Annotated in this window: 5 protein-coding genes; 4 read left to right on the forward strand and 1 reads right to left on the reverse strand. The window is 69.8% G+C overall.

Going from position 1 to position 16171, the window contains the following annotated elements:
- Nucleotide 1 precedes the first annotated feature (1 nt).
- Nucleotides 2–4750: a non-ribosomal peptide synthetase gene (locus tag KV381_RS36765; protein WP_256995259.1), complete on the forward strand. Its 4749-nt coding sequence runs from the start codon at nucleotides 2–4 to the stop codon at nucleotides 4748–4750.
- Complete coding sequence (locus KV381_RS32865) at nucleotides 4747–11958, forward strand: non-ribosomal peptide synthetase (RefSeq protein ID WP_218786941.1); 7212 nt, start codon at nucleotides 4747–4749, stop codon at nucleotides 11956–11958. Before KV381_RS36765 ends, KV381_RS32865 begins: the two co-directional genes overlap by 4 nt.
- Here the strand turns inward: KV381_RS32865 and KV381_RS32870 are convergent.
- Nucleotides 11898–13538, reverse strand: coding sequence for a sensor histidine kinase (locus tag KV381_RS32870; protein ID WP_103538992.1), 1641 nt, complete (start codon nucleotides 13536–13538; stop codon nucleotides 11898–11900). The genes KV381_RS32865 and KV381_RS32870 overlap by 61 nt on opposite strands.
- Nucleotides 13539–13747: 209 nt before the next feature.
- Between KV381_RS32870 and KV381_RS32875 the strand changes: the two genes are divergently transcribed.
- Both KV381_RS32875 and KV381_RS32880 read left to right on the forward strand, forming a co-directional pair.
- Nucleotides 13748–15247, forward strand: coding sequence for an argininosuccinate lyase (locus tag KV381_RS32875; RefSeq protein WP_256995203.1), 1500 nt, complete (start codon nucleotides 13748–13750; stop codon nucleotides 15245–15247).
- Nucleotides 15241–16152 (forward strand): kinase, encoded by a 912-nt coding sequence (locus tag KV381_RS32880; RefSeq protein ID WP_306438563.1) that lies wholly within the window; start codon nucleotides 15241–15243, stop codon nucleotides 16150–16152. The genes KV381_RS32875 and KV381_RS32880 overlap by 7 nt, the downstream gene beginning before the upstream one ends.
- Nucleotides 16153–16171 lie beyond the last annotated feature (19 nt).

The following is a 16171-nucleotide window of genomic DNA, read 5'->3' on the forward strand; positions in this document are numbered from 1 at the left end:
GGTGTTGCGGGCGGGGGGTCGTCCGGGGCGGTTGCCTTTGTCGTTCGGTCAGCAGCGGTTGTGGTTCCTGCATCAGCTGGAGGGTCCGGGTGCGGCTTACAACGTGCCGTTGGCGTTGCGGTTGGGCGGCAGGTTGGACCGGGAGGCTTTGCGGTTGGCGTTGGGTGATGTCGTCGCGCGGCACGAGAGTCTGCGCACGGTCTTCGCCGAAGACACGCAAGGCCCCTACCAAGTGGTACGTGAAGCAGCTGACAGCGAACCGGAGGTCGTGAGCATCCGCGTCTCGGCGGAGGAACTGGCGACGGAGCTGGCAGCCGCAGTGCGGCACCCGTTCGACCTGACGAGGAGCCTGCCTCTTCGGGCGATGCTGTTCGAACTGGACGCCGACGAGCATGTGCTGCTTCTGCTGGTGCATCACATTGCGAGCGACGGCTGGTCGGTCCGTCCCCTGGTGCGTGACGTGAGTGCTGCGTATGCGGCGAGGGTGAGCGGTCAGTCTCCGCAGTGGCCGGTGCTTCCGGTGCAGTATGCGGACTTCGCGGTGTGGCAGCGGGAGTTGCTGGGCTCGGAGGACGATCCGGACAGTCTCGTTTCGGCGCAGATCGCGTACTGGCGGGAGCAGCTCGCCGACCTGCCCGCGGAGATCGCTCTGCCGGTGGATCGTCCGCGTCCGGCGGTTTCTTCGCAGTGTGGTGGGCGGGTGGAGTTCACGGTGCCTGCCGGGGTGCATGCGGGTGTGGTGCGGTTGGCTCGTGAGTGCGGTGCGAGTGTGTTCATGGTGTTGCAGGCGGCCCTGGGGTTGCTGCTCGCGCGTTCCGGTGCGGGTGAGGACATACCGATCGGCACGCCTGTCGCCGGGCGTGGTGATGATGCGGTGGATGACCTGGTGGGGTTGTTCATCAACAGTCTGGTGCTGCGTACGGATGTGTCGGGTGATCCGACGTTCCGTGAGCTGGTGGCGCGGGTGCGGGAGTCGGATCTGGAGGCGTACGCGCATCAGGATCTGCCCTTCGAGCGGCTGGTGGAGGTCCTCAACCCCGAGCGGTCCCTGTCCCGCCATCCCCTCTTCCAGGTCATGCTCACCCTCAACAACACCGATGTGGCCTCCGCGTCCCAGCAGATCCAAGAGCTGGCGGGGCTGGTGGTGCGGCCGCAGCCGGTGGAAACCGGCGAGGCCAAGAACGACCTCACCTTTGCCTTCGTCGGCCTGCCCGATACCGAAAGCCCCGGCGGCATCCCCGAAGGCAACGGCCTCCACGGCATCCTGGAGTACAACGCCGACCTGTTCGACCGGGTGACCTGCGCAGCGCTCGCCGAACGCCTCGTACACCTCCTGGTCTCACTCACCGCCGACCCCGATCACCGGCTGGACGCCTACGAAGTCCTCACTCCTGCCGAGCGGCACGACGTCGTACACGGGTGGAACGACACACGACACGCCGTGGCCGCCACCACGGTGACAGCGATGTTCGACGCCTGCGTGGCATCCGCCCCGAACGACCCAGCCGTCGTTTTCGGCACCACGACGCTGACCTACGCGGACCTGGACCTCCGCGCCAACCACCTGGCCCGCCTCCTGGCCGAGCGCGGTATCGGACCGGAAGCGTTCGTGGGCATCGCGCTGGAACGCTCCGAGGCGTGGGTGGTGGCGATCCTGGCGGTCCTCAAGGCGGGCGGCGCGTTCCTCCCCCTCGACCCCGGATACCCGGATGACCGCCTGCGCTTCATGCTCCAGGACAGCGCGCCGGAGCTGGTCATCACCGCGGAGGGCCTGCGCGAGCGGATCGCGCACGAGGGCACGCCTCTGCTGATTCTGGATGCGCCGGAGGTGACGACCGTCCTGACGGCCGACCCCGCCCACGGTTCCGAGGTCGGGACCGGCCACGCCGTGATCCCCACAGGCCCGGACAGCGCCGCCTATGTCATCTACACCTCCGGCTCGACCGGCCGCCCGAAGGGCGTGGTCATCCCGCACGGCGGTCTGCCGAGCATGGTGTCCACCGCCGTCGACCGCTGGGAGCTGGGGCGGGGCTGCCGCGTCCTGCAAATGGCGTCCACCAGTTTCGACGCCTCCCTGTGGGATGTGTTCGGCGCGCTGCTCTCCGGGGCGACGCTCGTCCTGGCACCGGCGGACCAGGCCCTGGGCAAGGACCTGACGCGGTTCGTCTCCACTGCGGGTGTCACCCACATGACCCTGCCGCCCGCCGTCGTCGCCAGCCTGACGGAGGAGGAGCTGCCGCCCGGCCTGGTCATCACCGTCACGGGCGACACCTGCCCGCCGGCCACCGCACGGCGCTGGTCCGCCCGGCACCGGCTGTTCAACGGCTACGGGCCCACCGAGACGACCATTGCGGCCACCGCCGGGGAAATCAGGCCCGCCCGCCCGGAAGCGACCGGCGACGACGGGGCCGGGCCTCTGAGCGCCGGACAGACCGGGCGGGCGACCGGCTCGGTGCCGATCGGTTTCCCGTTCCGCAACAAGCGGATCTACGTACTCGACACCCGACTGCGGCCGGTGCCGCCGGGCACTGTCGGGCAGCTGTGGATCGCGGGCACCGGACTCGCCCGCGGCTACCACCGGGCACCGGACCTCACGGCAGCACGATTCGTCGCCGATCCCTTCGGCAGCCCCGGAGAGCGGATGTACGACACCGGGGACCTCGCACGCCGACGGATCGACGGCACTCTGGAGTTCGCCGGTCGCCGCGACGACCAGGTGAAGTTCGGCGGATTCCGGATCGAGCTGGGTGAGATCGAGTCCGTGCTGCTGCGCTGCCCCGGCGTCGCGCAGGCCGCGGCCACTGTCCGTGAGGACCAGCCGGGACAGCGCAGGCTGGTCGGCTACGCCGTGCCGGAACCCGGTGCCGGGCTCGACGCGGAGTCCCTGCGGGCGTTCACATCGGCCACTCTGCCCGGCCACGCCGTTCCCTCGGCCTTCGTCGTCCTGGAGGAGCTGCCGCTTTCCCCGAACGGCAAGGCCGACCGCGCCGCACTGCCCAGGCCGCAACACACCGTACGAGCCACGCCGCGCGGTCGCCGCGAGACCTTGCTGTGCGCGATCTTCGCCGATGTGCTCGGCCTCGAAGCGGCCGGGCCCGATGACCGCTTCTTCGATATCGGGGGCGACAGCATCTCCTCGATCTCGCTCGTCGGCAGGGCGCGCGCTGCCGGACTCGACCTGAGCCCGCGCGACGTGTTTACCCACCAGACGCCCGCCGCGCTCGCCGCCGCGTGCTCGCGCGAGAGGGCCGACGCTCTGGAGCACACCGACGACGGAGGACCGCTGAGGCCCACAGCTGTGCTGCGGCGCTTCACCGAACTCGGCGGCCCCATCGACCGGTTCGCCCAGTCCCGGCTGGTGGAGCTGCCGCCGGGAAGCGATATCGGGACGCTCGTGGCCACCGTGGACACCGTCGTGCGCCGCCACGACGCGCTGCGGCTGCGGCTGGTTGGTGACGGCGATGACCAGGTCCTTGAAGTGCGGGAACCCGACACGATGGACATCGCGGGAGCGGTGCGCCGCGTCGACCTGTCCCGCAAGCCGGGCGAATCCCCCGACGACGTGTCCGCCCGCGTGGCCGCCGAGGCCGACGCCGCCCGGGCCCGGCTCTCCCCGCGCGAGGGCCGTCTCGTCGAGGTGGTGTGGTTCGACCGCGGTGCCGGAGAGCCGGGCCTGGTCCTGCTCGTTATCCACCACTTCGCGGTCGACGAGGTGTCCTGGCGCATCCTGCTGCCCGAACTGATCGAGTGCTGGAACGCCCACCGGGAGAGGCGCACCCCCGAGCTCCGCCCCGTCGGCACGTCACTGCGCCGCTGGGCCCACGCAATGCACACCGCGGCCCACAGCCCCGAGCGTACGGCCGAGGCCGACGGCTGGGTCCGGCTGCTGTCCGGCCCGGAACAGCAACTCGGCAGCCGCCCCCTGGACCGTTCCCAGGACACGCTGGGCAGTGCGCGGAGCCTATCCCTCACCCTGCCCCCCGACGTCGCGGGGCGTGTGCTCGACGCCGTACCCGCGGCGTTCCACGCGGGTGTGGACGACGTGCTGCTCACCGGCCTGGCGCTGGCCGTCGCGCACTGGCGCGGCACCGGAGCCGGCCTCCTCGTGGACGTGGAGTCCCACGGCAGGCACGAGGAGCTGGTGCCGGGGGCGGACCTGACGACGACCGTAGGCTGGTTCACCGACATCCATCCGGTACGCCTGGACCTCGCCGGCGTCGACATCGGCGGCGCGCTGGCCGCAGGACCCGCGGCCGGGCAGGCGCTGAAGACGGTCAAGGAACAGCTGAGGGCCGTACCGGGCGACGGGTCGGGCTACGGACTGCTGAGGTACCTCAACCCCCGTACGGCCGAGGTACTCAAGGTGCTGCCGACCGCACAGATCGGATACAACAACCTCGGTCGTACCCGTGGCTCGGCCGACCGGACGAGCCACAGTCTGGGCAGGCTGGAGGGCCTGGGCGGCACGGACGACGCCCGCATCCCCCTGCCCCACGCCGTCGAACTGAACACGATGGTGCGTGAGGACGACACCGGCACCCACCTCGTCGCCATCTGGACCTGGGCGGACGGACTGTTCGAACAGCACCGCATGGAAGAGCTGGCCAGAACCTGGTTCGACGTCCTGGGCGCCCTGGCCGACCATACCGCCGCGCCGGACGCGGGCGGCCGTACCCCGTCGGACCTGCTCGGAGCAGGACTGAGCCAGAACGAGATCGACGCTCTCGAAGCCGAGTGGAGGACCTTGTGAACACCTCGGGCCTGCAAGACATCCTGCCGCTCTCCCCGCTCCAGGAAGGTCTCCTCTTCCACCGCCTCTACAGCGGCGACGCTCCCGACGTGTACGCCGTCCAACTGGTCGTCGAGCTGACCGGTGACCTGTCCGTGCCCTCGCTGAAGCAGGCGGCGCAGTCCCTCCTCGCACGGCACCCCGGCCTGCGGGCCGCCTTCCGGCACGAGGGGCTCAGCAGGCCGGTACAGCTGATACCCCGTCATGTCCCTCTGCCCTGGGCCGAGCACGACCTGACGGACATCCGTGACGCGGAGCGCGACCAGCGTCTGGAGGAACTGCTGCGCGCCGACCGCTACGAGCGCTTCGACCTGGCGACCCCGCCCCTGGTCCGCTTCCTGTGCATCCGCGTGGCGCGGGACCGGCATGTCTTCGTGATGTCCAACCACCACCTGCTGCTCGACGGGTGGTCGCTGCCGATCGTGCTGCGCGACCTCGTCACCTTGTATGCCACGGGGGGTGATGACTCGGAGCTGCCGCGGGTGCGCTCGCCCCGTGACCACCTGGAGTGGCTCTCCCGGCGGGATCGCGCCGCCGACCGGGCGGCGTGGGCCGAGGCCGTGGGCGGCTTCGACGAACCCTCGCTGATCGCACCGGACGCGCAGACGGCTCCCGCCCCCGAGCTGCCCGACGAACTCGAGCTGGAGCTTGACGCCGCCACGACCGCCGCTCTCGCCCCGGTGGCTCGCCGCCTCGGGGTCACCGCGAGCACGCTCGTCCAGACCGCATGGGCCCTTGTGCTGGCCCAGTTCACCGGCAAGGACGACATCGTCTTCGGAGCGACGGTGTCCGGGCGTCCTGCGGACGTCGAAGGCGTCGAAACCATGGTCGGCCTCTTCATCAACACCGTCCCCGTGCGCGTGCGACTGCGGCCCGCCGAGCACCTCGAGGACCTGATCACCAGGGTCCAGTTGGAACAGACCCGGCTCCTGCCGCACCACCACCTGGACCTCCCGTCCATCCGGCAACTCAGCGGCCTGACGGGCACCACTCAGATGTTCGACACGCTGCTGGTGTACGAGAACTACCCGGCCGCGCCGCACGGCACGGTGGGCGACGCCGAATCGGGCGGCGAGCTGCGCATCACCGACATGCGCGGCCGTGATGCCACGCACTACCCCCTGACCCTTCTCGTCCACCCGGGGGAACGTCTGCGTCTGCGCCTCGAATACCGCACGGACGCCGTCGACGAAGCCGGGGCGCGGTCGTTGGGTGAGCAACTCCTTCAGGCTCTGCGCGCCGTCGTCCACGAGACGCGGGTCCCGGTCGGCCGTCTCGACGTACGAGCTCCCGCCGAGCGCCTGCACCCTGCCGCGCACCGAGGGGAGGACCTGGCTCTGTCGGAGGTTTCACTGTCGGGGTTGTTCGAGGAGCAGGTGGTGCGGGCGCCGGGGGCTGTGGCGGTGGAGTTCGAGGGTGGTGTGGTGTCGTATGGGGAGTTGGATGGTCGGGCGAATCGGTTGGCGTGGTATTTGAGGTTGTTGGGGGTGGGTGGGGAGTCGCGTGTGGTGGTGGCGTTGCCGCGTTCGGTGGATGCGGTGGTGGCGTTTTTGGGTGTGTTGAAGGCGGGGGGTGTTTATGTTCCGGTGGATTTGTCGTATCCGGCGGAACGGGTTGCTTTTGTGGTGGGGGATTGTGCGCCGGCGGCGGTGATTTCGGTGTCGGGGGCTGGTGTTGCCGGGTGTGAGGGTGTGCCGTTGGTTTTGTTGGATGACTTGGTGGTGGTGTCCGGGCTTGCTGAGGTTTCTTCGGGTTCTTTGGGGGTGGTTTCTGGTCGGGATGAGGCGGCGTATGTGGTGTATACGTCGGGGTCGACGGGGCGGCCGAAGGGTGTGGTGGTGTCGCAGGGTGGTGTGGTGAATGTGTTGGCGGGTTTGCGGGGGGTGGTGGGTTCGGGGCGTGTGTTGGCGTTGACGACTTTTGCTTTTGATATTGCGGTGTTGGAGTTGTTCGGTCCGTTGACGTCGGGTGGTTGTGTGGTGTTGGCGTCTTCCGAAGTGGTTGGTGATGCGGGTTTGTTGGTGGATTTGGTGGTGTCGTCGGGTGTGTCGGTGGTGCAGGCGACGCCGTCGTTGTGGCGGGAGATTCTGGGGGTTGCGGGGGATCGGCTGAAGCATGTTCACGCGATGCTGGGCGGCGAGCCCTTCTCCGATGAAATGGCCGGAACGCTGGTGGAATCCCTGGCTTCCGTATGGAACGGCTACGGCCCGACCGAAGCCTCTGTCTACGCAACCGCCACCGCGATTTCGGGGCCGGACGTCACCATCGGAAGGCCGTTGGTGAATACGCGGGTGTTTGTGCTTGATGGGTTTTTGCGGCCGGTGCCTGTGGGTGTGTCGGGTGAGTTGTATGTGGCGGGTGCTGGTGTTGCGCGGGGGTATTGGGGTCGGGCGGGTTTGACGGCGGAGCGTTTTGTGGCGTGTCCGTTTGGTGGTGTGGGTGAGCGGATGTATCGCACGGGTGATGTGGTGCGGTGGCGTTCTGATGGTTCGCTGGGTTATGTGGGCCGGGTTGATGATCAGGTGAAGGTGCGGGGTTTCCGTATTGAGCTTGGTGAGGTTGAGTCGGCGTTGGTGGGTTGTGGGGGTGTGGCCCGGGCGGTCGCGGTGGTTCGCGGGGATGTGGCGGGGGACCGTCGGTTGGTTGCTGGTGTGGTTCCCGAAGATGGTGTGGTTCTCGATTTGGGTGTGGTGCGTGCGGAGGTGGGTCGGCGTCTGCCGGATTACATGGTTCCCGTGTTGGTCGTGGTGGATGAGGTGCCGTTGACGCCGAATGGGAAGGTGGACCGGCGGGCTTTGCCGGAGCCTGAGGTGGTTGTGGTTTCGGGGCGTGGGCCGGGCTCTCCTCGGCAGGAGATTCTGTGTGGTCTGTTCGCTGAGGTGCTGGGTGTGCCGGCGGTCGGTATTGATGATGATTTCTTTGCTCTGGGTGGGCATTCGTTGTTGGCGACGCGTCTGGTGGGTCGGGTGCGCGCTGTTCTGGACGCTGAGTTGTCGGTGAGGCAGTTGTTCGAGGCTCCGACGGTCGCGGGGCTCGATGGGGTGTTGGAGGGTGCGGGCCGTAGTTGTGTGCCGGTGTTGCGGGCGGGGGGTCGTCCGGGGCGGTTGCCTTTGTCGTTCGGTCAGCAGCGGTTGTGGTTCCTGCATCAGCTGGAGGGTCCGGGTGCGGCTTACAACGTGCCGTTGGCGTTGCGGTTGGGCGGCAGGTTGGACCGGGAGGCTTTGCGGTTGGCGTTGGGTGATGTCGTGGCGCGGCACGAGAGTCTGCGCACGGTCTTCGCCGAGGATGCTCAGGGGCCGTATCAGCGGGTGCTGGATGTTGGGGTCGCGGTTCCGTGGTCTGTTTCGTCGTGTGGGCAGGAGGAGCTTTCGGAGCGGTTGGAGGAGGCTGCTCGGTATGCCTTCGATCTGACGGTCGACGTTCCGATCCGGGCCACTCTGTTCGAGCTCGGTCCCGATGAGCACGCTCTGCTCCTGCTCGTCCACCACATAGCGACCGACGCGTGGTCGCTACGGCCCTTCGTCGGCGACCTCGTCGCGGCGTATGGGGCGAGGGCGGAGGGCGCTGCTCCTGGTTGGCCGGTGTTGCCGGTGCAGTATGCGGATTTCGCGGTGTGGCAGCGAGAGTTGCTGGGTTCGGAGGATGACCCGGACAGTCTGGTCTCGGCGCAGATCGCGTACTGGCGGGAGCAGCTCGCCGACCTGCCCGCGGAGATCGCTCTGCCGGTGGATCGTCCGCGTCCGGCGGTTTCTTCGCAGTGTGGTGGGCGGGTGGAGTTCACGGTGCCTGCCGGGGTGCATGCGGGTGTGGTGCGGTTGGCTCGTGAGTGCGGTGCGAGTGTGTTCATGGTGTTGCAGGCGGCGTTGGGTGTGTTGTTGGCGCGGTCGGGTGCGGGTGAGGACATACCGATCGGGACCCCTGTCGCCGGGCGTGGTGATGATGCGGTGGATGACTTGGTGGGGTTGTTCATCAACAGTCTGGTGTTGCGTACGGATGTGTCGGGTGATCCGACGTTCCGTGAGTTGGTGGCGCGGGTGCGGGAGTCGGATCTGGAGGCGTACGCGCATCAGGATCTGCCGTTCGAGCGGCTGGTGGAGGTCCTCAACCCCGAGCGGTCGCTGTCCCGCCATCCCCTCTTCCAGGTCATGCTTACCCTCAACAACACCGCAGGCATCACCGACGTGGCCGCCGTCGGCGGGGGCGACTTGACGGTCAGGCCGTTGGCTGCCGAAACCGCCACCGCGAAGTTCGATCTGCTGCTGTCCTTCGGTGAACTCCGTACGGCCCAGGGCGAGGCGGATGGGTTGACCGGAGTGCTGGAGTACGACACGGCTCAGTTCGACGCCTCCACCGCCCACCGCCTGACGCTGCGCCTGGTGTGCGTACTCGAACAGGTGACTGGCAACCCGAAACTGACGGTGGGAGCCACGAGCATCACGCTCCCCGACGAACTGGAGGTGATGCGGGCCTGGAACGACACCGCGCGCGACGTGCCCTCCACTCCCTTGCCGGAGTTGTTCGGCGCGCAGGCTCGACGCCGCGCCGAGCACTGCGCGATCCTGCACGAGCACGGCACCCTCACCTACGCCGAGCTGGACGCGCAGACGAACGCGTTGGCCAGGGCTTTGCTCGCCCACGGCGCGGGCCCGGACGCCGTCGTGGTCCTGGCGCTGCCTCGTGGCGCTGACTTCGTCCGAGGGCTCATCGGCACGCTCAAGGCGGGGGCCGCCTATGTTCCCCTGGACCCCGAACTTCCGAGCAGGCGGCAGGAGTTCGTCCTGCGCGATGCCCGACCCACGGTGCTGCTCACCACTCGGGACATCGCCGCGCGGCTGCCGCGGCACCACAGCACGCTCTTGCTCGATGACACCACGCTCGCGGCAGTGCCGCAGGCTTCCGTGACGGACGACGAGCGCGGCGGCCCCCTGCTGCCGGAACACCTCGCGTACGTCATGTACACATCGGGTTCTACGGGGGAGCCGAAGGCCGTCGAGATGACCGTCCGCGCCGTGCAGAACCTGCTGCACTGGCACCAGAAGGCGCTCCCCGTCCCCGACGGATCGGTCACCGCGCAGTTCACCGACACCGGCTTCGACGTCAGCGTTCAGGAGATCGCATCGGCCCTGCTCTGCGGCAAAACCCTCGCGATCTGCCCCGAGAACGTCCGCCGTGACCCCGACCGCATGGTGGCCTGGCTGAAGGAAACCGGCGTCCACGAACTACTCGCCCCCACGCTCGTCATCGAGGCGGTGTGCGCGAGTGCCCTGGAGGCTGGGGTGGAGCTGAGGGCCCTGCGGCACGTCGCACAGGCCGGTGAACCCCTGCTCACGGACGGCGCCATCGGACGCCACTGGTCGGCGGCCACCCTCCGGCCGAGGCTGCACAACCACTACGGGCCCACCGAGACCCACGTGGTGACGGCCGAGCCCCTGCCCGTCGACCCCGCGCACTGGCCGGCCGCCCCCGCCATCGGCAGCCCGCTGCCCAACGTGCGCGTCCATGTGCTCGACCATGAACTGCGGCCCGTCCCCCCGGGCGTCCCGGGGGAGCTGTACGTGTCGGGGGCGGCCGTCGCCCGCGGATACCGGGGGCGACCCCGGCTCACCGCGGAGCGCTTCGTCGCCTGCCCTTCGGGTGCGCCGGGGGAGCGCATGTACCGTACGGGCGACCGGGTCCGCCGCTCCGCCGACGGGCGGCTGCACCACCTGGGCAGAGTCGACGACCAGGTGAAGATTCGGGGCTTCCGGGTCGAGCCCGGCGAGGTGGCCGCGGTGCTGCGGAGCGACCCCGAGGTGGGCGCCGCCGCCGTCCTCGCCCGCGACGCGACCTCGCTGATCGCCTTCGTGACCCCCGCCCCCGGTGGTGCCCCCGACCCGCGCGAGCTGCGGGCCAGGATGCTGCGTACCGTGCCTGACCACCTCGTGCCTGCCGACTTCGTCGTCGTGGACGCGCTTCCGCTGACCCGCAACGGCAAGCTCGACCGCCGGGCGCTGCTGGGCATGGACATCGCCAGGCCGACGGCCCGTGCGGCGGCCACCGAGGCGGAGAAGCGCATCTGCGCGATCTTCGCTGAGGTGCTCGGTATCGAGCGCGTCACGCCCGACGACGACTTCTTCCAGCTCGGCGGGCACTCCTTCCTCGCGACCAAGGTCACCGTACGGGTCAACGAGCAGCTGGAGGCCGAGCTGGGCGTGCGCGACCTGTTCGAGGCGCCCACCCCGGCAGACCTCGCCCGGGCGGTGGAGAGCCGCGGCACCCGTGACTCCTTCGCCCCTATGCTGCCGCTGCGGACCAAGGGCGAGGCACGACCGCTGTTCTGCGTGCACCCGGGGGGCGGCGTCGCCTGGTGCTACTCCGGTCTGCTCACCCACTTGGCCAGTGACATCCCGGTCTACGGGCTTCAGGCCCGCGCGCTGAGCCGACCGGGGGAGGCGCCGGCCGACGTCGGCGAGATGGCCGCTGATTACCTCCAGCAGATCCGCGAGATCCAGCCGGATGGCCCGTTCCGGCTGCTCGGCTGGTCTTTTGGTGGAGTCGTCGCCCACGAGATCGCGGTGCGGCTCCAGCACGCGGGAGAGGAGGTGGAGCTGCTCGGCCTCGTGGACTCCTACCCCAACGTCTCCGACGTCTCCGGGGCATCCGGCGTCTCCGAGCAGGACGTGCTGGAAGGCGCTCTGCGGCAACTGGAGGACAAGCTGCTGGTCGACAACCTCACCGCCGCGGACTTCCCCTTCGAGGAGGCGGAGTTGACGGCCGACCGGAGCGGACTCGTCGCGCGCTACCTGGAGTTCCTGCATGGTGAGCAGCATCCGCTCGCCGCCGTCGGCGACCGCACGCTGCTGGCCATGAAGGACGCGTGGATACACCACAGCAGGCTCCTCGCGACCCACCGGCCCGGGCGCTACCGCGGCGACCTGCTGATGTTCTCGGCCGTGCACATGCCTCCAGAGCTGCGCGGCCGGGTGGACGCCACGGCCTGGCGGCCCTTCGTGGACGGCGCGATCGAGGACCACCCGGTGGACGCCGAGCACGAGCAACTGCTCACCGTGCCCGCCCATATCGCCACCATCGGCCGCTCACTGGCCGCACGCCTCTCGGCGAACGGCACTCAGGAGCCGTCCGAACGGCCCGGCAGCACGTCCTTGGCGACGAGCCGGGAGCCCGCGTAGCAGAGCCGGTACACATCCACCTCCTCCAGGAGGTCTCCGCTGGACCGGTAGAACGCGCAGGTGGCGCCGGGAGGTCTCGGGGCCGCTCGCATGTCGTCGGTCGGGTAGGGGAACTGCCGTTCGGGAAGTCGCTGCTGGATCTCGGCGCGCCCCTGCCCGACGCGCAGCGATTCGTAGACCCCGGGCCGCAGGACGCATGTGCTCAGCTGGTACGCGAACACGATGGCTGCCGGGAGCACGGTCAGAGCCACTCCCGCGGGTACCACGAACGCGGCTGCGAAGCGCAGCCTGGCCCGCCGCTGCGACACCGCCAGTTGCCGCGTCGATGCCGAACCCGTCGCACGCGCAGGGCCCCCCGCTACGTGCGACCGGTCCGCGCTCACCCGGTCGGGCACCGTGGCCCTCACCTCGAAGCCGCCCCCGTGGGGGCCCGCCCGGAGCATTCCGCCGATCACCGCCACCCGCTCCCGCATACCCGTCAGACCACGGTTGCCCGGCGTCGGCCGGCGACCGCGTCCGGCCGACGCCGCGCCGGGCGGAGCCGAGTTGACCACGCGGACCTCGGTCTCTCCGGCCTCGTGCCGGATGCGGACCTCCACCCTGCTGCCCGGCGCGTGCTTGGTGGCATTGGTCAAGGACTCCTGGACCACCCGGTACACCGCGCGGTCCACCAGCGGTGCCAGCGAGGGCGCCGCGCCCTCGCGCACCAGGGACACCTCGACACCGGACGTGGCGGCCCGGTGCACGAGGTCCTCCACCGACTCCGCCGTCGGAGCCGTCGATACCGGATCGGCGCTCTCGCGCAGGACGCCGATGGTGTCCCGCAGGTTGTCCACCGCGTCGGAGACGGCAGTCCGCAGCTCGGTCAGATCGGCCCGGAGCCGGTCCGGCAGATCGGGCTCCAGCTCAAGGGCGCCCGCGCGCAGCGCAATCAGGCTCAGTTCGTGCCCGAGCGAGTCGTGCATGTCTGCCGCGATCCGGGTGCGCTCTCGCAGCCGGGCCTCCTCCGCCACCGCGCGCTGGCGCTGCTCCAGGCTCATCGCCCGCTGCCAGCCGTCCCTCACCAGGGCCGCGCGAGCCTGGCGGTACCGGCCCACGAGCCAGGGCAGCAATAGCGCCGACGGCACCATCGTCACCACGTAGAACCACCAGACGAGGGGGACCCGCAACACGGCGCAGAGCACCAGGTTGACGGTCATGGCGCCGCCGAACGCCAGCAGCGACGTCCCGGCCGTGGCGGAGCGCGAACCCAGGAGGTAACTCGACACCGCGAGCGCCAGGAGGTACGGGTTCGCCGGACTGGTCCCCTGCACCAGGCCCAGCGCGCAGAGTCCGTTGACGGCCAGCAGCGCCGCACAGGGGTGCTTGCGGCTGCCGGGCACCGCCACCGCGAGGACGAGCGCGGGCACCACCACGTCCAGGAGTGCGGAGGACGCCGTGTCGTTCTCCAGGTACCACACGAGTCCGACCCCGGAGAGCGACAGCCACAGCGCCACGTCGCGCAGTGCTGACCCCGCCGCCGCCCAACGAGCCGGGACCTGGCGGCCCGCACGCGATCCACCCTTGTCGGTACGCCACATCACCCGCCGAGACTATCCAATGCCCACACGCGGCTATCAACCCCTTGGGACCAGCTGTGCGCAGGCACTTTCCGCCTCAGGTACAGCTCGTTGACACCTCTGACGCCTCACTGGCACCGTTGATCCACAAGCGCGTCGTCCCATTCGGGCATTCCGATCGATGTGACTGGGGGCCAGCGGTGGCACCGTTCGGCAATTCGGCAGGGCCCTTGCTTACCGGACGCATCTCGGCGGATCCGCACGGTCTGCTTCGCAGCGAGGTACTCGAACCACAACTGCGCTACGAGCTTGCCAACTTGCTGCCCCACTACATCCAGGCCGAGAAGGTCCTGCTCGCCGAGTACTACCGGCTCGACCTCCTGACCGCCGAGGAAATCGGCCCGCTGGAGGCGCAGTTGACCGCCGCCGGGGCGGACCCTGCCGCGGTCGGCGAGGTCGCCGCCGACACCATGAGCGACATCGCCTTTGCGATCGAGCGGTTCGTCACCGCCCGCGTCCCCACACTGCCCCCCGCCTGGCACGTCGACCGCAGCCGCAACGACCTCCAGGCCACCGCCCAGGCGTGCTACGGCAGGTCCCGGCTGTTGGAGGTGGAGGCAGCGCTCGTCGCGTTCGGGCGGTCCGCGTTGAACGCCGCGCGACGCCACGAAGACGTACTGCTGCCCGGCTACACCCACGCGCAACCCGCACAGATCATCAGCCCCGCCTACTACCTGTCCGCCCTCGTCGAGCAGGTACTCCACGCGCTGCGCCGGATCGAAGCGGTGCACCGCAGCGTCGCCTGCCCGCTGGGGGCCGGGGCGATGGCGGGCCAGGAACTGCCCTGGGACCGCGCCCGCATGGCGCGACTTCTCGGGTTCGACCATGTCAGCGAGCACGCCCTGCGCGCCGTCGCGCAGCGAGACTGGGCGCTGGAGGCGACCGCGGAACTTTCCTTGCTCGGTACGGCGTTGAGCCGGTTCGCCACCGACCTGATGACATGGGGCGGTGCCGGACACGGCTTCATCGACCTGCCCGACGAATGGTCGGGGATCTCCTCCGCCATGCCGCAGAAGAAGAACTTCCCTGTGCTCGAACGCATCCGTGCCCGCACGGCCCATCTGACCGCCGCGCACTTCGGCATCGCGGCGGCGCAGCGTTCCACCCCGTTCACCAACTCCGTGGAGATCTCCAAGGAGGCATCGGCACAGGTACCCGCCGCGTTCGACACCGCACTGTCCGTGCTGCGGCTGTTCACCGCGGTACTGGACCGCCTCGTCTTCCGCGCAGACCGCACACGGGAGGCCTGCGAGGCCGAGCACTTCGGCGGCTTCACCCTGGCGAACCTGCTGACGCTGCGCGCGGGCGTCCCCTGGCGCACCGCACAGGTCGTCGCCGGCCGCTACGTGGTGGCGGCGACCGAGGCGGCGCTGAGCCCCTTGGAGCCCGACGCCGCGCTGCTCCAGCGCATCGCCGAGGAGGCCGGCCACTCCGTGCCTGCGGCCGGTGACCTGCTGCGCGCCGCCTTCGACGTACCGGGTGCCCTGCGCGCCAAGCGCAGCACCGGCTCCACCAACCCCGATGAGGTCCGCCGAGCCTGTGCCGCCGGTTCGGCCGGCCTCGACCGCTTCGAGGAGATCAGTACGGCCCGCGAGACGCGGATGGGCCGCGGCGCCGCGGAGCTGGACCAGGCGCTCGCGGACATCACCGGGGCGAGGACGCCTTGCTGACCGAACGCGGCCGGGTCGGACTTCCCTACCGCGGCATGACCGGGGTCAGCACCGCCTTCGGCACCTTCGGTGAACTGCTCCAGGGAGTCCTGCCCGGCGGCGAGGACTTCCTGGTGACGCTGCCCATCGCGCGCTGGAGCGTGGCGACCTTCCGCAGCGGCCCCGCGGCGCACCGGCTGCGGGTCGTGCCGGACCACAAACACAAGGCACGACGCCTGCTGTCGATGATCCTGGACGACCATCCGGCGCCCGTCGGCGGAGTGCTCGTCCTGGAGAGCACCCTGCCGGAAGGCAAGGGATTCGCCAGCTCGTCGGCCGACCTGGTGGCCACGGCACGGGCCGTGGGCAACGCACTGGGCATCGCGATGCCGCCGGCCAGGATCGAGTCGTACCTGCGCCGCATCGAGCCCACCGACGGAGTCCTCTACGACGGCATCGTCGCCTTCGACCACCGCCGGGTGGAGCTGCGCCGCGCGCTCGGGGCGCTGCGCCCCATGTCCGTGGTCGGGATCGACGAAGGCGGCACCGTCGACACCGTCGCCTTCAATCGGCTTCCCAAACCGTTCTCCGACGCGGACCGGAGGGAGTACGCGCGGCTGCTCGCGCGCCTGACCGAGGCGGTGCGCGTTGGCGACCTTGCCGAGGCCGGAGCCGTCGCGACCCGCAGCGCGGTGCTCAACCAGGCGCTGCGGCCCAAGCGGACGCTTGACCGGATGATCGCACTGTGCGAGGAGATCGGCGGTCTAGGTGTCGTCGTCGCGCACAGCGGCACGTCCCTGGGCATTCTCGTCGACCGTTCGGACCCGCACTGGGCCCGCAAGATCGTGCACGCGTCACGGGGCTGCTTCGCCCTCGCCGGAAACGTGACCACCTACGTGACGCTGGGGTTCCGGCAGGACCCATGACGAACAGGCACCGGCGCAG

The organism is Streptomyces sp. WY228, assembly GCF_019287315.1.
GTDB classification, from domain to species: domain Bacteria; phylum Actinomycetota; class Actinomycetes; order Streptomycetales; family Streptomycetaceae; genus Streptomyces; species Streptomyces caviscabies.